General features: G+C 64.9%; 20 protein-coding genes. 4 read left to right on the top strand and 16 right to left on the bottom strand.

What is annotated here, in order from left to right; genetic code table 11:
* Nucleotides 1-48: 48 nt before the first annotated feature.
* Nucleotides 49-1,317, bottom strand: a complete 1,269-nt coding sequence (locus FJ957_RS28235; protein ID WP_140836096.1) for an ABC transporter substrate-binding protein — start codon at nucleotides 1,315-1,317, stop codon at nucleotides 49-51.
* Nucleotides 1,318-1,423: 106 nt separating this feature from the next.
* On the opposite strand from FJ957_RS28235, the gene FJ957_RS28230 reads away from it, so the two are divergent.
* Entirely contained in the window at nucleotides 1,424-2,290 is an 867-nt protein-coding gene (locus FJ957_RS28230; protein ID WP_140836095.1) for a helix-turn-helix domain-containing protein, read from the top strand.
* Between the two features lie 140 nt (nucleotides 2,291-2,430).
* Here FJ957_RS28230 and FJ957_RS28225 read toward each other — a convergent pair whose 3' ends face one another.
* From FJ957_RS28225 to FJ957_RS28185, 9 genes are all read right to left on the bottom strand, one after another.
* The gene (locus tag FJ957_RS28225; RefSeq protein ID WP_246685987.1) at nucleotides 2,431-2,766 is read right to left on the bottom strand and encodes a DUF1344 domain-containing protein; all 336 of its coding nucleotides are present in this window, start codon (nucleotides 2,764-2,766) and stop codon (nucleotides 2,431-2,433) included.
* Between the two features lie 97 nt (nucleotides 2,767-2,863).
* Complete coding sequence (locus tag FJ957_RS28220) at nucleotides 2,864-5,515, bottom strand: ABC transporter permease (protein ID WP_140836094.1); 2,652 nt, start codon at nucleotides 5,513-5,515, stop codon at nucleotides 2,864-2,866.
* Nucleotides 5,512-6,180 (bottom strand): ABC transporter ATP-binding protein, encoded by a 669-nt coding sequence (locus tag FJ957_RS28215; RefSeq protein ID WP_140836093.1) that lies wholly within the window; start codon nucleotides 6,178-6,180, stop codon nucleotides 5,512-5,514. The genes FJ957_RS28220 and FJ957_RS28215 overlap by 4 nt, the downstream gene beginning before the upstream one ends.
* The gene (locus FJ957_RS28210) at nucleotides 6,173-6,835 is read right to left on the bottom strand and encodes an ABC transporter ATP-binding protein (protein ID WP_140836092.1); all 663 of its coding nucleotides are present in this window, start codon (nucleotides 6,833-6,835) and stop codon (nucleotides 6,173-6,175) included. The genes FJ957_RS28215 and FJ957_RS28210 overlap by 8 nt, the downstream gene beginning before the upstream one ends.
* Before the next feature lies 1 nt (nucleotide 6,836).
* The gene (locus FJ957_RS28205; RefSeq protein ID WP_140836091.1) at nucleotides 6,837-7,427 is read right to left on the bottom strand and encodes a hypothetical protein; all 591 of its coding nucleotides are present in this window, start codon (nucleotides 7,425-7,427) and stop codon (nucleotides 6,837-6,839) included.
* A gap of 91 nt (nucleotides 7,428-7,518) precedes the next feature.
* A complete protein-coding gene (locus FJ957_RS28200) occupies nucleotides 7,519-8,898 on the bottom strand; it encodes a HAMP domain-containing sensor histidine kinase (RefSeq protein WP_140836090.1) in 1,380 nt (459 codons plus the stop codon).
* Between the two features lie 39 nt (nucleotides 8,899-8,937).
* Nucleotides 8,938-9,615 (bottom strand): winged helix-turn-helix domain-containing protein, encoded by a 678-nt coding sequence (locus FJ957_RS28195; protein WP_140836089.1) that lies wholly within the window; start codon nucleotides 9,613-9,615, stop codon nucleotides 8,938-8,940.
* 199 nt (nucleotides 9,616-9,814) lie between these two features.
* Nucleotides 9,815-10,600 carry a hypothetical protein gene (locus FJ957_RS28190; protein ID WP_140836088.1) on the bottom strand — a complete coding sequence of 262 codons (786 nt, stop codon included), beginning with the start codon at nucleotides 10,598-10,600 and terminating at the stop codon, nucleotides 9,815-9,817.
* Between the two features lie 30 nt (nucleotides 10,601-10,630).
* Nucleotides 10,631-10,888, bottom strand: coding sequence for a hypothetical protein (locus FJ957_RS28185; RefSeq protein WP_140836087.1), 258 nt, complete (start codon nucleotides 10,886-10,888; stop codon nucleotides 10,631-10,633).
* 222 nt (nucleotides 10,889-11,110) lie between these two features.
* Between FJ957_RS28185 and FJ957_RS28180 the strand changes: the two genes are divergently transcribed.
* Nucleotides 11,111-11,743 (top strand): isoprenylcysteine carboxylmethyltransferase family protein, encoded by a 633-nt coding sequence (locus tag FJ957_RS28180; RefSeq protein WP_140836086.1) that lies wholly within the window; start codon nucleotides 11,111-11,113, stop codon nucleotides 11,741-11,743.
* Here the strand turns inward: FJ957_RS28180 and FJ957_RS28175 are convergent.
* The 6 genes from FJ957_RS28175 to FJ957_RS28150 form a co-directional block, all read right to left on the bottom strand.
* On the bottom strand, nucleotides 11,730-11,948 hold the full coding sequence (locus FJ957_RS28175) for a hypothetical protein (protein WP_140836085.1): 219 nt from the start codon (nucleotides 11,946-11,948) through the stop codon (nucleotides 11,730-11,732). The genes FJ957_RS28180 and FJ957_RS28175 overlap by 14 nt on opposite strands.
* Nucleotides 11,945-12,700, bottom strand: coding sequence for a COG4280 domain-containing protein (locus tag FJ957_RS28170; protein ID WP_140836084.1), 756 nt, complete (start codon nucleotides 12,698-12,700; stop codon nucleotides 11,945-11,947). Before FJ957_RS28170 ends, FJ957_RS28175 begins: the two co-directional genes overlap by 4 nt.
* A gap of 25 nt (nucleotides 12,701-12,725) precedes the next feature.
* Complete coding sequence (locus FJ957_RS28165) at nucleotides 12,726-13,769, bottom strand: ABC transporter ATP-binding protein (RefSeq protein ID WP_181180747.1); 1,044 nt, start codon at nucleotides 13,767-13,769, stop codon at nucleotides 12,726-12,728.
* Nucleotides 13,766-15,562, bottom strand: a complete 1,797-nt coding sequence (locus FJ957_RS28160) for an ABC transporter permease subunit (protein ID WP_181180746.1) — start codon at nucleotides 15,560-15,562, stop codon at nucleotides 13,766-13,768. Before FJ957_RS28160 ends, FJ957_RS28165 begins: the two co-directional genes overlap by 4 nt.
* Nucleotides 15,563-15,584: 22 nt before the next feature.
* Nucleotides 15,585-16,589 carry an extracellular solute-binding protein gene (locus FJ957_RS28155; RefSeq protein ID WP_140836082.1) on the bottom strand — a complete coding sequence of 335 codons (1,005 nt, stop codon included), beginning with the start codon at nucleotides 16,587-16,589 and terminating at the stop codon, nucleotides 15,585-15,587.
* A gap of 85 nt (nucleotides 16,590-16,674) precedes the next feature.
* The gene (locus tag FJ957_RS28150; protein ID WP_140836081.1) at nucleotides 16,675-17,577 is read right to left on the bottom strand and encodes a MurR/RpiR family transcriptional regulator; all 903 of its coding nucleotides are present in this window, start codon (nucleotides 17,575-17,577) and stop codon (nucleotides 16,675-16,677) included.
* A gap of 242 nt (nucleotides 17,578-17,819) precedes the next feature.
* On the opposite strand from FJ957_RS28150, the gene FJ957_RS28145 reads away from it, so the two are divergent.
* Together FJ957_RS28145 and FJ957_RS28140 are read left to right on the top strand one after the other, a co-directional pair.
* Complete coding sequence (locus tag FJ957_RS28145; RefSeq protein ID WP_140836080.1) at nucleotides 17,820-18,839, top strand: LLM class flavin-dependent oxidoreductase; 1,020 nt, start codon at nucleotides 17,820-17,822, stop codon at nucleotides 18,837-18,839.
* Between the two features lie 175 nt (nucleotides 18,840-19,014).
* On the top strand, nucleotides 19,015-19,980 hold the full coding sequence (locus tag FJ957_RS28140; protein WP_140707329.1) for a sugar ABC transporter substrate-binding protein: 966 nt from the start codon (nucleotides 19,015-19,017) through the stop codon (nucleotides 19,978-19,980).
* Nucleotides 19,981-19,986: the final 6 nt, after the last annotated feature.

Below are 19,986 nucleotides of genomic sequence, written 5' to 3'. Positions count from 1 at the left end.
CCTCCTTTCTCTGTTTTGCCTTCTCCCACAAGGGGAGGGGCTAACCGCCTACTTCACCGGCAGGCCGGTCGCGGCGGCGATCTGCTTGGCGGCGTCGTCGAGCGCGGCCTTGGCGTCGGGGTAGCCGCTGGCCAGATATTTGGTCTGCACGGCGCGCATGATGATCTCGGCGTCGCTCTGGAACTGCGTGCCGCGGCTCGGCACCACCTTGGGCAGCGTCGCCAGGATATCCTTCCAGACCGCCTGGTCGCCCCAGTAGGGTTGGCCTTGCGCGACATAAGGGTCGTCGAGCGCCGAGATCAGCGAGGGCACCAGGCCGAAATCCTTCAGCATGGTGATCTGGCCCTCATTGGTCTCCAGCGTATATTTCAGGTAGGCGTAAGCCGCCTCCTTGTTCTTGGAGGCCGAGGTGATGGCCAGCGACGAGCCGCCGAGATTGGCGGCGCGCGGGCCGTCTGCCGTGAGGCTCGGCATCAGATAGACGCCCCATTTGCCGCTCTCCTTCGGCGATTCGGTGCGGATCGTGCCTTCATACCAGCCGCCATAGACCTGGCTGGCGACGGTGCCGGCGGTGTTGTTGGTGATCTTGGTGGACCAGTCGGCCGACGACACGATGCCGGCGTCCTTCATCTCCTTGACCTTGGTCAGGGCGTCGACGCATTTCGGCTCGGCCACGGTGATCGACTGGCCGTCCTCGGCGAAGTAACCGCAGCCCTGCTCGTTCGAGATCATGCGGAAGAATTCGGTGTCGCCGTTGAAATCGGCATTGGTCATCGACACGCCCGGATTGGCGGCCTGGATCTTCTTGCCGGCGGCGATGAAATCGTCCCAGGTCTTGATCGAGGCCGGGTCGACGCCTCCCTTCTCGTAGAAGTCGCGGCGGTAGAAGACGGCCACCGGGCCGGAATCCCAGGGCATCGCATAGGCCTTGTCGCCGACTTCCAGCTCGGTGCGCTTGAAGTCGGGGAATTTCTTCTGGTCCTCGGCGCTGTAACCCAGCGTGTGCAGGTCGACGAAGCAGTCCGGGAACTGGCTCCAGTAATTCTCCGCCTCGCCGTTCTCGACCGAGACGATATCGGGCAGGCCAACGCCGCCGGCGGCGCAGCCGGCGATCGATTTGTCATAGGTGGGCTGGTTGCCGAGGTCCTGAACCGTGACCTTGATGTCGGGATATTTCTTGTTGAAGCCCTCGATCGTCGCCTTCAGCGACGAGGCGGCGATGTTCCAGCTCCAGATGGTGATCTCGCCGGACTGCGCCAGGGCCGGGCTGGAGCCCAGGGCAAGCATAAGCGCGGCGCAGGTCAGTGTAGTGCGCATTGAAATCCTCCCATTTCATTTGCTCTCTCACTGTGAGCGTGGCTAGACTATGCGGCGCGGAAGGCTTGTCCCCGTCGAAGGGAATAAGAAGTTGGCGGAAAGTAAGATGCCGGGTCGTCCGTTCTACCAGCCTGGCGCGAGCAGCGTCGAAGGACTGCCGCTTGTTTTGCAGATGTTCCACAACCACCCGTTGGTGATGCTGAAGCCGCACTGGCACGCCCAGGTGGAGGTGAATTTCATCGTTCAAGGCAGCGTCCATTACCGCATGGCCGAGCACGAGATTGCGCTGTCGGCCGGCGAGATGTGCCTGTTCTGGGGCGGCCTGCCGCACCAGATGGACGACCTCTCCGACGACGCCATCTATGCCGGCGCGCATCTGCCGCTGGTGCATTTCTTCCGCCTGCATCTGCCGGCCGACATACGCCATCGGCTGATGACCGGCGCGACCCTGGTGACCAACGCCACCGACCAGTCGGACAACGACAATTTCAGGCGCTGGAACGAATATGCGCGCTCGGGCGATCCGGCCAGGGCCGAGCACGCCGTCAACGAGTTGCTTCTGCGGCTCGAGCGGGTGCGCTTCGAGCCCTATCGCCTGGTGCCGGGAAGCGCCCCCGGGCAAGGCACAGGCAATCCCTTCGACCAGCAATCCTCGCGCAATGTCGGGCGCATGTGCGATTACATCGCCGAGAATTTCCTCTACGACATCGACTGCGTGACTATTGCGGCCGCCGCCGACATCCATCCCAAATACGCCATGAGCCTGTTCAAGAAATCGACCGGCATGACGCTCAACGAATATGTCAATCTGCTGCGCCTGAGCTACGCGCAAGCGCTGTTGATGCATGAGGACGCCAATGTGCTGAGGGTCGCCATGGAATCGGGCTTCGGCTCGCTCAGCGCCTTCAACAAATCCTTCCGCAAGCTGGCCGGCATGTCGCCTTCCGATTTCCGCCGGGCGGGCGCCAGGTAGGCAAAAATTTCGCCGGCCGCATGGATCAGGCATTGTGTCGCGTGCGAATGCGATGCCAGGAAGGTCGGGCTCCGCAGTGTGGTTCGCCGAGCGGGGTCGATGAAGCACCGACCCCGCCGCGGGTTCCTGTGGGAGAGGGCCTACTTGTCCGGCTGGATGCTTGAGGCCGCCAGTTTGCCGGCCTTCGTCGAATAGGTGACCATCACCTTCTCGCCAATTTTCAGGGTCTCGGCTTCAATGCCTTCCGGCAGGGAGAATGTCTTGCCGTCGGAGAGCGTGATCGAATCGCCTTTCTTGTCGATGCTGGCGATCGTGCCGGTGATCGCCTTCGCATGGGCGACGCCGGCGGATGCGATTGCGATTGCCATTGCAGCCGTGATGACGGATTTCTTCATTGTTTGGTTCCTTTCTCTCGTCTGCCGAGGGCGGTTGCCCAGGGCGGCTTCAATCCGGAACGCCCAGCCCTGCCAGATCACGAACCCCGGAACCAGGATGAAGCGAAGTCAAACTTAGCGCCGGAAGTTTTCAATGGGTTGGCCGCAGCCTTACAAATGCGTAAGCGCGGCATGAGTGTCACAGGTCACGCAATTGCCCGGCGACCAGACCGGAGGACGATTTAGCGGACCGAACGGCAGCGGCAACGGATGCGACGACGAGGCCAAGCATGATCGCCAGATAGAGCCATGGCACCGACAGCGCTTCCGGTGGCGGATCGAACACGCCGGTCAGCAGTTTGACCAGCATCCATGCGGTCAGAGTTCCCGAGAAGAGGCCGAAGACTAGGCCGCCAACGACTATGACAAGGCCTTCGCCCCATAGGAAGGCGGCCAGTTGCGCGGGTTTTGCGCCTATCGCGCCGAGGATCGCGACGGGCCGCCGCCGCTCTGCGAAACCCAGGGCCAGCACAAGTCCGGCGGCCGCGGCTGCCATCAGCACGGAAAATCCAAGCTCAATTCTGGTCAGCCCGCCAAGATCGATGGCGGTCAGGCTCGATCCGATGAGGTGGGCTGCCTGGCCGATATCGGTCACCTTCAGCGAGGGATCGAAGGCGAGTACGGAAGAGGCTTGGCGCGCCAGGGCGGCTGGATCGCCTCTTGCCCGCATCAGCACGTACTCGGAAGCATCGGAGCCGGTCATGCGGGCCACATAGTCGGCGTTGGCGACCAGGAAGGAATCCTTAGGCGCTGTTGGAAATTCCCGCGCGACGCCCATGAACTTGAACGGCACGGGATGGTACTGGTGGTCCCTTGCATCGACGAGCCGCAGATTGATCGTGTCGCCCTGCTGAAGCTGGAAGTCCTGCACCGTTTCCTCCGACACAAGGACGCCGTCGGGCGTGGTAGCCAATTGGCCAAGCACGCCAGCCGCGTCGCCGCCACCGAAATAGGCGTCGGAAAGAGTCGTGGCTCGCCCAATGCTTACGGGATCGATCCCGTAGAGGTCCTGCAGATCGCTGCCCACATAGGCGAAACGATGCTGGACCGGCTCGATCGCGGCCGCGTCCGTCAGTGCGGCCAGTGCCTCCACATGAGCGCCGGCAGGCCTGTCGGAGGTGCCAAAGATCGTCACGTCGGATCCGTTCGTAAGCTCCGCGTCGACGCGTGCCTGAGCGTTGTAGGTGGCGTTGAAGATCGCGGTTGAAGTGGCAAAGGAAATAGCCAGCGCGGTCATGGCGATACCAGCCGTCAGGCGCCCCGATTGCCGGGACAGGGCAGCTGATACCACCGGTGTCAAGGAACCGGCCACAGGCGCGAGGATTGCATGCAACAACGCGCCATTGCGCGCGATGATCGCGCCCGACAGCCGAATGGTCAGCAGAACCATGCCCATCCAGAGCAAGGCGGGAGCAAGGAAGGCCTTGTAGTCGACCGAGGTTGCCGCCACGCCTTCCGGCGCAAGCACGATCTGGTATCCGGTGCTGGCCGACATCCAGAAGAGCAGGCCGGCGCCGGCAAGCAGCAGCAAATCCAGCCACAGGCGCTGCCAAAACGGTGGCGTCGCTCGGATCACAATCCGCCGCGCCGTGTCGACACCGGTCCAGCGCGCATCGCGCCAGGTCGGAAGCAGGAAAGCGGCAAATCCCAAAAGCAGGCCGAACAGCGAGACAAGAAGCAGAGCCGTGTGCTCCGGCATCGCATAACGGTTGGGGTTGGGCGCAGCGCCAAAAAGCATGGCTGCGCCGACGCCGACCGAAGTTCCGGCAATGCCGGCGACTGCTGCTTCGGCGGCTGAGAGCGACAGGATCGTGCGGGTTGTGGCGCCACGGATGCGAAGCAGCGCCTGCTCCGTCCGCCGGCGCTGCTCGCCGGACGAGGTCACGGCATAGGTAAGCGAGATGGCCAGCGCGGCGCCGGGCAGCCCGAGGAACAGGAACAGCACGGAAGCATAAAGCGCATCCTCGCGAACGGCCGCGAGGCGGGAACCGAGATTGTCGGCAACCAAGGCCTGGCCGGCGGTCCTCGCCTCCAAATTGCGCGCCGCGCCGGTGACGGAGACATGGGCCTGAACAGGATCGGATGGCAGGGCCTCGTGGGCCAGCCGCGCGTGCCATTGCAGGCGGACCGTATCCGGGCGTTGCTCCGCCTGCGGAGAGAACAACTGCTGCCAATCCTGCCATGGAAGCACGACTACGTTGTCCGGAGGCGCCTGCGGCGCGGCCTGGGCAGGCAAGCCCACCGCCTGAAACAACGAATCGGCATCTGGGAGATCGACGACCCCGGCGATTGCGATCTTCACCGCCGGCAGGCCGATACGCTTGATCGACACCGTGTCGCCAGGGCGGACGTGAAGGTTGGCCGCCGTCTGCTGGGCGACCAGGACGCCGTCGGCGCTGCCGGAAAGCAGCCGGATTTCCGCTGGAAAGTCCTTGGAATAACCTTCGTCGACGGCAATGACCTGCCCCGGCCCGGTGGTCTGAGTCGTGCCGCCCGCCAAGGCTTCGAAACCCGCCGCGTCGGCATAGCGAACCCGGTGAACGGCCTTGACGGGTGCCGCTTCGGCGATCGCCTTGCCGATCGCTTCCGGATCGGAGCCGGAAATCACCTGAACCTGCCAGTCGACCGGGACGGCGCTGACCGCACGAGCCGTCATCGAGGCGCTGGCATCGGCGAGGAAAAGGACCATCGCCGTCAGGAGCGCGACGGTCACCGCGACGCCCGCCGCGGCACCGACGAGACGCGGCAAGCGGCGGGTGAGAACGCCGCGTAGCCACAGAAGCATCATCATGCAGCGTCCTGTCTGGGCCATTCGGAGACGAGTCGGCCGTGATCCATCGTCCATCTGGTCGCCATCCGGGCAGCTACCGCTTCGTCATGCGTCGCCACGACCAGGGCGGTGCCCGTGCCCTCCAGCCGCTCCAGGACGGTGTCGAAAAAGAACTGCGCGGTGATGCTGTCGAGCTGTCCCGTCGGCTCGTCGGCCAAGACCAGTTTCGGCTTCATGACGAGGGCACGCGCCATCGCGATCCGTTGCGACTGCCCGCCGGACAATTCCTCCGGCAGCTTGTCGCCAAGCTCGTCGAGTCCAAACGAGGCGAGCAACGCCTTGGCGGCCGGCTCGGCGGATGCAGGATCGGCGGCCAGGACCAGCGGCAGGCCGACGTTCTGAACGACGGTGAGCGCCGGAAACAGGCTGGGCGCCTGGAACACGAGGCCGACATGACGCGGCCTTAGCTCCTCGAAGGGGCCGAGCCCGGGCCATTCGATAGTGCCGGAGGTCGGCTTGTCCAGTCCGCCAAGTATATGCAGCAGAGTGGTCTTGCCGCTGCCGGATGGCCCGACCATAGCGATCCGCGCGTCGGAAGCAATCCTGCAATGGACATCGCGAAGCGCGGCAACTCCGCGCTGGAAGTCGCGGCCGAGGCGCTTGCCGACGACAAGCGTGTCACTCATCGTCTATCCTCCCGTCCTTCAGGCCGATGATGCGGTCCGCCCGATGCGCAAGCGCCCGGCTGTGCGTGGCGAGCAACGTCGCCAAGCCGGCCCGGCGCCGCGCCTCGAAATGCCCGATCAAACGGAGTTCGGTGTCGCGGTCGACTTCGGCGGTCGGCTCGTCGGCAACCAGGATCGGCGGATCCGCGGCAAGCGCCACGGCAAGGCCGGCCCGCGCCGTCTCGCCGCCGGAGAGTTCGGTGGGAAAGGCCCGAGCACGATGCTGAAGATCGACGCTTTCCAGAAGCGCGCCAATTCGGCTCTCGTTCAGCTTGCCCGCCAACTGCATCTGCAGGCGCAGGTTCTGTTCCACGTTGAGATGGCCAAACAGGTTCCCGGATTGTGGAAGGATGCCGAAATTGGCGGCGCGGATGCGTGTCCGCTCGGTTTCCGACCGACGAGTCAGGCGCCTGCCGACGACCTCGACATGGCCGCCGTCGGGTTCGTCCAGCCCGGTGACGCAGGACAACAGCGTGGATTTGCCGCTGCCGGACGGTCCTACCAGGGCAACGATCTCGCCGGCCGACAGATGAAAGCTGATGCCACGCAGCGCGGCGGTCTCGTCGTCGCCTATATGGAAGAACCGGTAGAGCTCGTGCGCTTCCAGCGCGTACATCTCACTTCCACCGGAACGAATTGGACATCAGCTGCCATTGGTCCACGTTGTCGGCACCCTTGGGCGCGTAGAGCTCCAGCGTGACAAGCTTGCCGTCCTTGAAAAAGAGATAGCGTTCGTTCTCCAGACGCACCTGCTTGTTGGTCACGGCATTCGGTTCGGAGTTGGACGTGTAGACTACGCTGATCGCCTCACCGGCGGGCAACTTGACCTGCTTGACCGCAGTCACCCGCACGGCTCGTCCTGTTGCCTCCAATTTCGAAACATAATCCGTCTTGGCGCTTTCGACCGTCGGCAAGGCGTCTGCCTTGGCCATCGATAGGACGACGCCGTCGAGCTTATCGACGAAGCTTGCGCCGTCGGCGCGATCGGACCTTGCCCAGCCTTCCGGCACCTTCATGGTGAAACCCTCCGGAGACGTATAGTCGATGAACACCTGCGTATCGGGAATATCGCCAGGAGGGTTCTTTTCCGCGGGAATCGCTTTTTCAGCCGCAAATGCCACAATGGAGCCCGACCCAGAAGAGGCAAGGCACGCGGCGAGCGCCAAGGCCGGCAACAGCCGGCCAGTCGTTTGACGAAGGGTGATCATGTTCGGCACCTCCGGATTGAACGGCAGTCCATCCAGTATGCCCCGGCAAGCTTACGGCCACGTCGCCTCATCAATACGGATTGGTAAGTTTTCAGGTTCCTGGCGATCTGGTCGCCGGGAAGCTGACAACCACTCCCAGGCCGGGATTGCACTCCTCGAGCGTTATTGCCGCGCCATGCAGGTCTGCCACCGCCTTGACCAGGCTCAAGCCCAGGCCGCTGCCTGGCGTCGTGCGGCTCGCATCCAGCCGGTAGAGCCGGCGGAACACCTTTTCGCGCTCCTCGGCGGGGATGCCCGGGCCATTGTCGCGGACATGGATGAGGACATGGCTGCCTTCCCTGGTCACCGAGAGCTCGATCGCGGTGCCCGGAGGGCAATGCCTGAGCGCGTTCTCGACCAGATTGGCCAGCATCTGCATCAGCAGGTCGCGGTCACCGTGGATATACCATTTCGTACCCGGAATGATCCCTGTGGACAGGGATTTGCCATCATCCTCGGCCACGTCGGCATAGACCTCGCCGATGGTCTCCACGACCGGGCCGACATCGAGATCGACGAAGCGCGCCTTGCGGGCGCCGGCTTCGATCTGGGCGATGCGAAGCAAGGCGTCGAACGTGCTGTTGATCTGCTGGCTCTCAGCGCGGGCGTCGGTCAGCTCGGTCGAGACGTCCTCGCCCGACACCGTCTTGTCGGCGGCTGATTCCAGGATCATCTGCAGCCGGTTGAGCGGCGTCTTGAGGTCATGGGCGATGTTGGCGCTCACTTCGCGCATGCCGTCGACCAGCGCCGACAGGCGCTCGAGCGCCGCATTCACTTGGGCCGAGACGGCGTCGATGTCGTCGCCGCTGCCGATCAGCGGAATGCGCGCATCGAGACGACCATGCGAGACGTCGACCATGGTGCTGGCGATGCCGTCGAGGCGCCGCTGGACGCGCGAGGCAAGCACGGCGCCGCCGCCGATCGCCAGGACGGTGATGAAGAGCGTGGCCCAGCCGAAACTCATCAGCACGATCCTTTCCAGATCCTCGGTTTCCGAAAGCGAGAAGGCGACCGTCAAATTGTTGTCGCCGACCCTGCCCGAATAGGCGCGATACTCGGTGTCGGGCGGCACACCCGGCAGATTGGCGGCGAACATGGAAAAGCCATCCGGCAGCGCGGAGGCGGCGAAATCGCCGGCGAGGCGGTTGCCGTTCCGATCGGTGAGGGAAAAAATCTCGTCCTTGTCCTGGCTGAACTGGGCATGGTCCCTGACCGTGGAGACGAGATCCTCCTCGTCGCTCTCGGCATAGGTGGCGGCGATCAGCGCATAGGTCTCCTTGATCGATTGATCGAGCTGCCTGGCGAGCGAGGCGCTCATCAGTTGATAGACGATCGCGCCGGACAGGATGAAGGCCAGCAGGAACAGGAAGGCGAAGGTCAGCGCCAGCCTGAACGGCGTGCTGCGCAGCAGGCTGGAGCGTGTCTCGCTCATGCGATGGCGAGCGCGGTTGGCCGCCCGGTGGAGGCAAGATCAGGCCGGAACATGCAGGCTGTAGCCGGTGTTGCGCACGGTGTGGATCAGCGGCACGTCGAAGGGCCTGTCGACCTTGGCCCGCAGCCGGCTGATATGCGTCTCAACGACGCTGGTCTTGGGGTCGAAATGAAAATCCCAGACGCGCTCCAGAAGCATGGTGCGGGTGATGACGCGGCCCTCGCCGCGCATCAGCACCTCGAGCAGGCTGAATTCGCGCGGCTGCAGGTCGATCGGCTGGCCCTGCCGGGTCACGCGGCGCTGGATCAGGTCCATTTCGAGGTCGGCGACGCGCAAAGCGGTCTTCTGCTCCTGCGCCGCCGGCCGGCGGCCGAGCGCATGGATGCGGGCAAGCAGCTCGGAAAAGGCGAAGGGCTTGACCAGATAGTCGTCGCCGCCCGCCTCCAGGCCCTCGACGCGGTCGTCGACGCCGCCGATGGAGGTCAGGAAAATGGCCGGCGTGCGGACGCCGGCGGCGCGCACCGCCTTGATCATCGACAGGCCGTCGAGGCCGGGAATCATGCGGTCGGCGACGATCACGTCATAGGCGTTGCGGGTCGCGGCGAAGAGCCCGTCATGGCCGTCGCGCAGCAGATCGCAGACATGGCCGGCCTCGGTCAGTCCCCTGACGACGTAGTCGGCGGTTCTCGGATCGTCTTCAACAAGCAGAAGTCGCATCGCCCCGTGCTGTCCTTACCGCCTCAACCTCACCGGCATGATAGCGCCGGCTGCGGCTTTTTCTTGGCCGGTCTCTATTTCTTCGCTTGACGCGGTTCCTGACGGCAATCCCGCGTCACCCGTTGCTGGAATTGCTCTAACCATCTGTTTTTACGTGCTGCCGGAGCGAAGGCCGCAACACATTTTTGCGAGAAGCGTTTTAGTCGAGCAGGGCCTGTTCGTCTTCGTCGATCAGGTTCCTCAGCGTCATATAGAGAACGATGACCACGATGCAGCCGAGGAAGGTCAGGCTGGTGGTGGTGGTGCCGAAGCCCATGCCGCCATATTCGACCGGTTGCGACAGCAGGTCGCCGAAGGAGGCGCCGAACGGCCGGGTCAGGATATAGGCGAGCCAGAAGGCGAGGATGCCGTTCAGGCCGAGGAAGAACCAGGCGAGCGCGATCGCCGCGATCATGCCGCCGAAGATGAGGCCGGTGGCGAGATAACCCATGTCGAAACGCTCGGCGACCAGATCGCCGGCGGCCGTGCCGAGCGAGAAGGTGAAGAGGATCGCCAGCCAGTAGAAGATCTCGCGCCTGGTGGTGAAGATGGTGTGGATCGAGAGTGTCCTTTCGCTGGCGTACCAGGCCGCGAAAGTCAGTGCGAGGGCGGCCGAGAAGACGATCGTCGTCGTCTCCAGCCGCACGCCGAAATTGTCGACGAGGTTGTCGGTGACCAAGGTACCGACGACGCTGATCAGCACCACCGCCAGCCAGTAGGCCCACGGCACGTAGCGCTTCCGCGCGAACTGAAGGACGAGCGCGACGACGAGGATGCCGCCCATGATCAAGGACGTGACTGTAAGGCCGAGGCCGAGATTGACGGCGAGATAGTCGGCCGCCGTCTCGCCCATGGTCACCGCCATGATCTTGATCAGCCAGAAATCAATGGTGACATCCGGGACGCGGTTCAATTCGGACTCGTGTGCATGGCTTGCTACGGTCATGGCGATATCCATCTCCGGTTCCTCCGGCGCTTACTTGCCAAGAATCTTCATGGCCTGGGCGAAGAAGTCGTCGGCGCGCTTGTCGTCGTCGGCGTTGCAACGCTCGATGCCCTTCGTCTCCAGTTCGGAAACCTTGTTCTTGTCGGCATCGTTGGGCTTCGCCTTGGCTTCGGCGGCGCGCAGGTCCTTCAGCGCCGTCTCGCAAGGCGTCGGAGCGGCAACGGCCGAAGCCAAGGGAACGATGATCGCGGCAGCGGCAAAGGCGAAAGCAAGGGCAAATTTGTTCATGACTCTATCCTGATGCTGAAGGCCGATATTCGGCGCCTGTTCACGCCGCCTCAAAATTCCGTGCGGCGATCGTCAGGCTAGACGGGCGAATTCACCGCAGCCTGTCTGGGCGCTTACAAATTGGTAAGGTCGGCCGAAAACCTCCGCCAGGCCTCGTCATCGCGCGGCGGAAGGGTTAGAGAAGCCTTGGCGCCCCTGTCGGCGCCGCAGCGGTGAGAAAGAATGGCCTACGCATCCCTCAGATCGGCGCCGAAGGCGTTCGACCAGCACAAGCGCCTGATCGTCGTGCAGGTGGCCGCCGTGCTTGCCGTCATCCTGCTCCTGTTCAGCAAGCCGGCGCTGGCCGAAGGGTCGGGCGGGCACGAAATCGTCGAGACGATCGGGTTCGCGATGGTGCTGATCTGTTTCCTTGGCCGGCTGTGGAGCATCCTTTTCGTCGGCGGCAGGAAGAATGACGAGCTGATCATGTCCGGCCCGTTCTCGATGACCCGCAACCCGCTCTATTTCTTCTCGACCGTCGGCGCTGCCGGCATCGGCCTGATGTTCGGCTCGCTGCTGGCGGCCGTCATGCTCGGCCTGGCGAGCTTCCTCGTCTTCCGCTTCACCGCGCGCAAGGAGGCCGAATACCTCGCCGGCAAGTTCGGTGCGGCTTACGCGGCCTATGCCGACCGCACGCCGCGCTTCTGGCCGAATCCGCTGCTTTACCGCGACGAGGCGCAATGGCTGTTTTCGACGCGCGCGCTGAGGAACACGTTCCGCGACGGGCTCTATTTCCTGGCGCTGTTCCCGGTCATCGAGGCGGTGGAGTATTTCCGCCTCAGCGGCGATCTACCGACGCTTTTCACCGTTTATTAGAGCCGCTCGCGGCGCGGCGCGTGCTCTGCAGAAGAATTGCCAGGCAGCCGGCGAGAAGCAGCCAGCCGCCGGCGAGCGGCGGCAGCCCCAGGAACTTCACCGCGGCGGCGATCAGTGCAACGAGGATCAGCGCCAGCAGCGCCAGGCTGCCGTCGTCGACGAACATGCCGACGAGCTCCTTGAAGACAAGACGGATCATGGTCATCGGGCGACTCCTTCGGCCGGCGTCGGATACGCGCCGCGCAGCCAGCGCACGATGGCGAAGGATGCGGCGGCAATGATGGCGAAGATGGCGAGCAGAGCGAGGTCGGCGCCCGGCCATTCGGCGCCGAGGCCTTCGCCGGTCCAGAACACGCCGAAGCTGGTCAGCATCAGCCCGACGACGAATTTCAGTGCGTTTTCCGGCACGCGCGCCAAAGGCCGGTGCACGGCGAGGCCGATCAGCATCACCAGCACGAAGGCGGCCAGCGCGCCAAGGCCGGCATAGAGCGTCTGGCCATGCGCGGCGCCGACGGCGATGACGATGAACACCACCTCGACGCCTTCGAGCAGCACCGCCTTGAACGACGCGACGGCCGCCAGATAGTCGGCGCGGCGGTCATCGGCCTGCCGCTGCAGCGCCGCCGTCTCCTTGGAAAAGGCCTGCTGCTCGTCATGCAGCGCGATGACGCCGACGCTGCGCAGGATCGCTTTCCTCAGCCAGCGCATGCCGAACAGGATGAGCAGCACGCCGACCACGAATTGCAGGACGGTGATGGGAACGAGCGCCAGCAGCGGTCCGAACGCCAGCACCAGCGCCGCCAGCACGGCAAGCGCCAAAGCCGCGCCGGTCAGCGCCGGGCGCCAGCTGCGCGTCACGCCGACGGCGAGCACGATGGTGAAGGCTTCGACCACCTCGACGAAGGAGGCCAGGAAAGAGGCCGTCACGGTAGAAAGTATGGGTGTCAGGCCATGCATGCAGGCGTCCTATAGTTCGGAATCATCAGTTGGCGAGAACGATACAGCGTTCGGGCGGCAGCGAGAATGCCAGTGAGGAGCCGACCGGCGGCGCTTCCGGCCAGTCGAGGCGGACGCGTTGCGGGCCGAGTTGCACCGCCAGCCGCCAGCAGCGCCCCTGGAAGGCGCTCGACAGCACTTTGCCCTGCAGCCGGTTGCCGGGATGCGCCTCGGCCGGCCGCGCGTCTTCCGGCCGGACCACAAGCATGCCATCGCCTGATTTCGCCCCGGGCGTGCGCAGGCTGTCGGCGGCGGCGCCCCGCACGCTGAACAGCCCGTCGCGCACGGTGCCAGGCACCACCGAAAAGCCGCCGATGAAACCGGCGACGAAGGAATCGGCCGGTGCCTCGTAGATCGCGAACGGCGTGTCGAACTGGGCGATGCGGCCGTCGCGCATCACAGCGATGCGATCCGAAACGGCCATGGCTTCGGCCTGGTCGTGCGTCACATAGATGACGGTGGCAGCTTCGCGCCGCACCAGCTCCATCATCTCGATGCGCATGTCCTCGCGCAGTGCCGCGTCGAGATTGCTGAGCGGCTCGTCGAACAGCATCAGCGCCGGCCGCGCCGCGAGGCAGCGGGCGATGGCGACACGCTGCTGCTGCCCGCCCGACAGCTCCGAGGGGTAGCGGTCTCGATAGGGTGCGAGCCGCGCGACCTCCAGCGCATGGCCGACGCGGGCGGCGATCTCCGGTTCGGCGAGGCGCTGCGCGCGCAAGCCGAAAGACAGGTTGCCGGCCACTGTCATATGCGGCCACAGCGCGTAGTCCTGGAACACCATGCCGATTCGCCGCTTTTCCGCCGGCAGGACGGATCGTTCGCTCCAGACGACACGGTCGCCGAGCGCGATCATGCCGCTGTCGGGGTCGATCAGCCCGGCAATGCTGCGCAACAGCGTGGTCTTGCCGGAACCGCTCGGGCCAAGCAACGAGACGACCTCGCCGGCCTTGATGGCAAGGTCGAGGTTGCTGAGCACGGCGCGGCCGCCGAGCGACTTCGAGATGCCGGTGCAGCGGAGCGAGGCGGTCATGACGGCTCTCTCGACTTGGCCGGAATGCCTTGCGGTCGGCCGAAGGCAATGAAGCGCTTGAGCGGATACCAGATCAACGCCGCCGCACCGCCGGCAGCGGTCATGGCGGCCAGCGCGATGGCGCAGGCCAGTCCGTCGCGATCATGGCTGAACAGTTTCAGGATCAGGGTCGGCGCCGGCGGACCGCTTTGCGGAATGAGCATCTGCGACATCGGCAATTCGAAGACGGTGCGGATGAAGGTGAGCAGAAAGGCTGTGAGGACGCTGAGCAGGATCAACGGCAAAGTCACCGATGTGAGACGCCGAACAGCTCCGATGCCGGAGAGCCGCGCGGCGTCGGTCAGGCTCGGCGCCAATTGGCCGATGGCCGAGAGGATGACCACCAGGCAATAGGGCAGAGCCGCGGCGACATAACCCATGACGAGCAACGAGCCGTCGCCATAATGCGGGAACGGCCAGTCGCGGAAGCCGGGCAACCGGTTCCAGACCAGGATGTAGCCGAAGCCGAGCACGATGCCCGGGATCGCGACCGCGCCGAGCGACAGGCCAAGCACCACGGTGCGTATGACCGGGCTCGACCGGTCGAGCTGGGCCGAGAGCAGCAAGGCCAGCGCGCTGGCGATGATCGCGGTCAGGCCGGCATAGAAGAGGCTGCGCATCAACCCGTCATTGGCTGGTGTGTCGAGGCTGAGCGCGGCGTCGAGGTTGGCGAGGGTGAAATTGTCCGGCGTTAGACCATTGCCGAGCGTGCTGGTGAGCGCCCGCACCGCGATGGCGCCGAGCGGCAATATGAGCGCGAGGAAGGCGACCAGCAGTGCCATCGCAAGAGCGAGCCAGCGCCAGGCGCCGAGCCGATAGCGCCGGGCCGGCCTGGCCCGTCCGGAAATCAGCCGGGGATCGGCGCGGCGGCGCAGCAGCCTGTCGGCCATGACGACGAGCAGGACCAGCGCCAGCAGCACCAGGGCCTGCGCGCCGGCGGCGGGGAAGTCGACGGGGTAGTCGCTTGCCGCGGCATAGATGCCATAGGTCAGCACGCCGAAGCTCGACATCCTGGCGATCGTCGAGGCCAGGCCGAAATCGGACAGCACTTCGGCGAAGCTGGCGATGAAGCTGAGCACGATTGCCGGTGCCAGCAACGGGCCGTTGACGCGCAGCCAGATCCGCACCGGTCCGGCGCCCGACAGGCGCGCCGCGTCCTCCATCTCGCCGCCCAGTCCCGCCAGCGCGCCGCCGATGATGAATGCCGCGAGGGGGAAGAGGCTCAGCGTGTGCACGAAGACCAGGCCGCCCAGCCCGAAGAAGGAAGCACCGAGCCAGGGCGGCAACAGGCCGAGCTGTGCCAGGTAGCCGCCCGAGGACATCAGCAGCACCCAGGCCAGCGCCTTCAGGTAGGACGGCGTCAGGAACACAAGCCAGGGCACCAGGGAAACCGGGCCGCGCAGCGGAATCTCGCAACGCTGCACCAGCACGGCGAAGGCGCCACCGAGGATCGTCGTCGTCAGGGCCGCAAGCAGGCCGAGCTCCAGCGAATGCAGGATCGAGCCGGCGACATAGGGTGAGGAAAGGATGCGCGCGAGCGGTTCGGCGCTGACGAGAGCCTGCGCGCCATCGACCGCGAACAGTCCGGGCATGACGGCCTGCAGCAGGACGAGCGCAAGCGGCAGGCCGATCAGCAGGGCGAAGACCCCATAGACAGCCAGCGGGCCGCCAAGACGAGCCAGCGCGGGCAAGCGCCTGCGCGCCCACCCGCTCGGGCCGATGCCGCCGGCGGCGGCATCGAATTTCTGCACCATCGTCATTGCCTGGCGAGCGCGGTCACTGGACGAACTTTTCCTTGTACCACTGCTTCCACTCCGTCTCGTGCGCCGAGGCGGTCGCGTCGTCGAGATGGGTGTAGGCGATGCTGGTCTCGCGGCCGGGCTTGGGGTTCACGCCCTTGATGATCGGAATGTAGAAGAAGTCGGTGTCGTCGCCGTTCTGCATCGCGGCCTGGCCATCGGCGCTGGTGACGAAGTCGATGAACTTCTTCGCGGCATCCATGTGCTGCGTCTTGGCGCTGATGCCGAGGCCCTGCGGCAGCGACACCGAACCCTCGCTTGGATAGACGGCGATGACCGGCTCGCCGGCGGCGATCTTGGAGAAGATGGCGCTGTCCTGGTTGATGCCGACCGAGGCGTCGCCGGTGAGCACGGCCTTGTTGACCTTGCCGCCGCTGGAGAGCCCCGAGAGCGACTTGTTGGTCAGCGTCTTGGCGAGCAGCTCCTTGCCGGCATCGACGCCGTTGGTTTGGAACAGGCCGGCAAGCCACTGATAGGCCGGGCCGGAGAGGTTCGGGTCCTTGGCGGCGACGCTGCCGGCGAAGCCCTCGAGGTCAGCCCAGGATTTCGGCATCTTGTCGGCCTTGACCTTCTTGGTGTTGACCTCGATCGCGGTGGTGCTGGTGCCGGTCGGCAGGAAAGCACGGCTCTGCGGGATCAGCGACTTGCCGAGATCGGTCCAGGCGATCTTGTCATAGGCTTCGGCGGGCACGGGCTGCAGCACGTGGTCGGCCGCCATGCGCTCCATCACGGCGGAACCGTCGAGCCAGACGATGTCGAATTGCGGGTTGCTGCCTTCGGCGGCGATCTTGCCCAGCGTCTCGCCGGTGCTGCCGGGTTCGACGAGGTCGACGGTCAGCCCGGTCTTGGCCTGGAAGGCCTTGGCGACCGGGCCGGCAAAGTCGAGCGCGTCATAGAGCACCAGATCGGCGGCGCAAGCCGGCGCGGCGATGGATAGGGCCGTCAAACTCAACGCAAGTCCAAGCGTTGCCTTTATAGTCATTTCGCTCTCCTGTTGTTCGGAAAAGGCAAAGTAATGCCGATTTTATGTTATATTATTGTTGCTTACACTTTTATGTCGATGGCGATTACTTCTTGCGCGTTCCTCGTTTTATCCATGCCTTGTCGATTGCGCCGCGCAGGCCGCTCAACCGGTCCAGGCTGTCGAATGAAGTCTCGCCGGCCTTCGCCGCCAGGGCGATGATCATTGCTTCGATGAGCACCATGGTGCCGCCATGGGTGGCGAGGTGATCCGCCTTGCCGCGCGGGACCGGCAGCATCGCCGCTATCCTGTCTGCGACGAGCGGCCCGAGATTGTCGCTGACCAGCACCACCGGCACCTCATGCAGGCCGGCCTGATCGAGGACGATCTCGACCTCGCGGTAAAGCGGCGCGTAGGCCATCATCAGCACGGCGTCGCCGCTTTCCAGCCATAGCAGGCGGTCGGCAAGCGCGACGCCCGACACCGAAAGCGCGCTGCTCGGCAGGCCGATCCTGTTGAATTGCAGCGCCGCGTATTCGGCCATGGCGCCGGACGGGCCGATGCCGAAGATGTGGCGGCGCCGGGCGCGCGAAAGGATATCGACGGCGCTGGCGAAGGCCGCTTCCATCCCAGGCTGCTTCAGTGCGTCAAGCGCGGTTTCATGGAGGCCGACGACATGGCGCAGCGCCGATGCGCTGTCGTTGCCCGTCTCCTGCAAGGTGCGGGCCAGCCGCCTGCCGGGCGAGGCCGTTCCGGTCAGGTCCGCGAGCAGCATCTGGCGCAGCGCCGACAGGCTGTCGAAGCCGAGCGAGCGGGCGGTGCGCACCACGGTTGCGTCGCTGGCGCCGGCAAGGGCGGCGATCTCGGCCGCCGATCCCAGAAGCACCGCCTGCTTCTGGCTGACGAAAAAGCGCGCCATGCGCTGCTCGGCCGGCGACAGGGCTTCCAGCGCCGCCTCGACGCGATCGTCGAAAGCGCGTTGCCGGTCGGCGGGATCGTCGGATGTCATGATTGTCGGCCATTCGTCAGGAAGGATCGTAGCATTCGCTACGGCGATGACATTCCGAAATGTTCATTACATCCGTGTGACAACGCCGGCCGTGGATCACAGGACCGATCGGCGCGCCGAGCCTTACTCATTGACGGTCTGTATCCGTTCGGTGTCCGTTGTATCCCGGCGCTGCCCTGGCTATCTGCTGGAGCAACAAGGAGTTCGAGCGGCCGATGGATCGCTCCAGCAGGAATGGAACCATGAAGAAGATCGGATTTCTGTCGTTCGGGCATTGGTCGCCCTCGCCGCAATCGGGCACGCGCTCGGGCGCCGACGCGCTTTTGCAGTCGATCGACCTCGCGGTCGCGGCCGAGGAGCTCGGCGCCGACGGCGCCTATTACCGCGTCCACCATTTTGCCCGGCAGCTCGCCTCGCCGTTTCCGCTGCTTGCCGCGGCGGGCGCCAAAACCCGGCGTATCGAGCTCGGCACCGCCGTCATCGACATGCGCTATGAAAACCCGCTCTACATGGCCGAGGATGCGGGTGCCGCAGACCTCATCGCCGGCGGGCGGCTGCAGTTGGGCATAAGCCGCGGCTCGCCCGAGCAGGTGATCGATGGCTGGCGCCATTTCGGCTATGTGCCCGAAGAGGGCAAGAGCGACGCCGACATGGCGCGCCGGCATTCGGAGATCTTCCTCGACCTGCTGCGCGGCGAAGGCTTTGCCCAGCCCAATCCGCGGCCGATGTTCCCCAACCCGCCCGGCCTGCTTAGGCTGGAACCCTTCTCGGCGGGTTTGCGCGACCGCATCTGGTGGGGCGCGGCCACCGACGCGACCGCGGTATGGGCGGCCAAGCTCGGCATGAACCTGCAAAGCTCGACGCTGAAATTCGACGAGAGCGGGGAGCCGCTGCATGTCCAGCAGGCCAAGCAGATAAGAGCCTACCGCGCCGCCTGGAAGGAAGCAGGCCATGCCAGGGAGCCGCGCGTCTCGGTCAGCCGCAGCATTTTCGCCTTGGTCAACGACATGGACCGCGCCTATTTCGGCGGCAGCGAGGGCGAGGACCATTTCGGCTATATCGAGCCGGAGAAGCGCGCCGTGTTCGGCCGCACCTATGCCGACGAGCCGGACAAGCTGGTGGACCAGCTCAAGGCGGACGAGGCGATCGCCGAGGCCGACACGCTGCTCTTGACCGTGCCCAACCAGCTCGGCGTCGACTACAACGCCCATGTCATCGAGTCGATCCTGAAGCACGTCGCGCCGGCGCTGGGCTGGCGGTGAGGTGGCGAAAACCGCAAATGGCGTAATCTCCCCCGCAAGTGGGGAGATCGGCAGCTTCGGCACCGGCGCTCCTGCCGTCCTTACCGTCGACGTTGACATCTGATAAAATAGCAATCTACTTTGTAGCGTAATCGGTTACGTAACCGATTACGGCTCAATCAAGTGGAGGAGACTAATGAGCAAGATTTCGGACACGCACGGGTTTGGCCCGTTCTCGCGCCGCCAGTTCCTGAAGACCAGCGCCTTGGCTGCAGGCGCGCTCGCTCTGCCGCTCGGCCCGGCGCTTGCAGCCGACAAGCCGAAGGTCGGCCTGGTCATGAAGTCGCTCGCCAACGAGTTCTTCAAGCAGATGCAGGCCGGCGCGGAGGACTACGCGGCCAAGAACAAGGACAAGTTCGATTTCGCCGCCGTCGGCATGAAGGACGAGCGCGACTTCGCCGCGCAGGTCGACGCGATCGAGAACTTCATCACCCAGAACTACAACATCATCGTCGTGGCGCCGGCCGATTCGAAGGCCATGGTCACGCCGATCGCCAAGGCGCTGAAGGCCGGCATCAAGGTGATCAACATCGACGTCTCGCTCGACACCGAGGCCAAGAAGAAGGCCGGCATCGACCTCGCCTTCTTCGGGCCGGACAACCGCGCCGGCGCCAAGCTCGCCGGCGACGCGCTCGGCAAGGCGCTGGGCAAGGGCGGCAAGGTCGTCATCCTCGAAGGCAATCCCGAGGCCGACAACGCCAAGGAACGCAAGCTCGGCTTCGACGACGCGGTGAAGGAAAACGGCCTCGACCTGCTCGATTCCAAGACCGCGCATTGGGAAACCGAGGAAGCCAACACGCTGATGACCAACTTCCTGACCCAGCATCCCGACATCCAGGGCGTGATGGCGGCCAACGACTCGATGGCGCTCGGCGTTGTCAAGGCGATCGACGCGGCCGGCAAGTCCGGCCAGATCAAGGTCGTCGGCTTCGACAACATCCCGGCCGTCGGCCCGCTGCTGAAGGACGGCAAGATGCTCGCCACCGTCGAGCAGTATGGCGCGCAGATGGCCGCCATGGGCATCGACTACGGCCTGCGCGAGCTTGCCGGCGAGAAATTCTCCGGCTGGGTCAAGACCGACATCAAGCTGATCACCGCCTGAGGCGAG

Source organism: Mesorhizobium sp. B2-4-6 (assembly GCF_006442775.1).
Classification (GTDB): Bacteria; Pseudomonadota; Alphaproteobacteria; order Rhizobiales; family Rhizobiaceae; genus Mesorhizobium.
Note: the sequence above shows the minus strand (reverse complement) of the source record. Positions and strands in the feature narration are given on the sequence as shown.

Coding starts and splice junctions, on each gene's coding strand:
- FJ957_RS28235 (WP_140836096.1), bottom strand. CDS start 1,317: ATGCGCACTACACTGACCTGCGCCGCGCTTATGCTTGCCCTGGGCTCC.
- FJ957_RS28230 (WP_140836095.1), top strand. CDS start 1,424: ATGCCGGGTCGTCCGTTCTACCAGCCTGGCGCGAGCAGCGTCGAAGGA.
- FJ957_RS28220 (WP_140836094.1), bottom strand. CDS start 5,515: ATGATGATGCTTCTGTGGCTACGCGGCGTTCTCACCCGCCGCTTGCCG.
- FJ957_RS28215 (WP_140836093.1), bottom strand. CDS start 6,180: ATGAGTGACACGCTTGTCGTCGGCAAGCGCCTCGGCCGCGACTTCCAG.
- FJ957_RS28210 (WP_140836092.1), bottom strand. CDS start 6,835: ATGTACGCGCTGGAAGCGCACGAGCTCTACCGGTTCTTCCATATAGGC.
- FJ957_RS28205 (WP_140836091.1), bottom strand. CDS start 7,427: ATGATCACCCTTCGTCAAACGACTGGCCGGCTGTTGCCGGCCTTGGCG.
- FJ957_RS28200 (WP_140836090.1), bottom strand. CDS start 8,898: ATGAGCGAGACACGCTCCAGCCTGCTGCGCAGCACGCCGTTCAGGCTG.
- FJ957_RS28195 (WP_140836089.1), bottom strand. CDS start 9,615: ATGCGACTTCTGCTTGTTGAAGACGATCCGAGAACCGCCGACTACGTC.
- FJ957_RS28190 (WP_140836088.1), bottom strand. CDS start 10,600: ATGACCGTAGCAAGCCATGCACACGAGTCCGAATTGAACCGCGTCCCG.
- FJ957_RS28185 (WP_140836087.1), bottom strand. CDS start 10,888: ATGAACAAATTTGCCCTTGCTTTCGCCTTTGCCGCTGCCGCGATCATC.
- FJ957_RS28180 (WP_140836086.1), top strand. CDS start 11,111: ATGGCCTACGCATCCCTCAGATCGGCGCCGAAGGCGTTCGACCAGCAC.
- FJ957_RS28175 (WP_140836085.1), bottom strand. CDS start 11,948: ATGACCATGATCCGTCTTGTCTTCAAGGAGCTCGTCGGCATGTTCGTC.
- FJ957_RS28170 (WP_140836084.1), bottom strand. CDS start 12,700: ATGCATGGCCTGACACCCATACTTTCTACCGTGACGGCCTCTTTCCTG.
- FJ957_RS28165 (WP_181180747.1), bottom strand. CDS start 13,769: ATGACCGCCTCGCTCCGCTGCACCGGCATCTCGAAGTCGCTCGGCGGC.
- FJ957_RS28160 (WP_181180746.1), bottom strand. CDS start 15,562: ATGGTGCAGAAATTCGATGCCGCCGCCGGCGGCATCGGCCCGAGCGGG.
- FJ957_RS28155 (WP_140836082.1), bottom strand. CDS start 16,589: ATGACTATAAAGGCAACGCTTGGACTTGCGTTGAGTTTGACGGCCCTA.
- FJ957_RS28150 (WP_140836081.1), bottom strand. CDS start 17,577: ATGACATCCGACGATCCCGCCGACCGGCAACGCGCTTTCGACGATCGC.
- FJ957_RS28145 (WP_140836080.1), top strand. CDS start 17,820: ATGAAGAAGATCGGATTTCTGTCGTTCGGGCATTGGTCGCCCTCGCCG.
- FJ957_RS28140 (WP_140707329.1), top strand. CDS start 19,015: ATGAGCAAGATTTCGGACACGCACGGGTTTGGCCCGTTCTCGCGCCGC.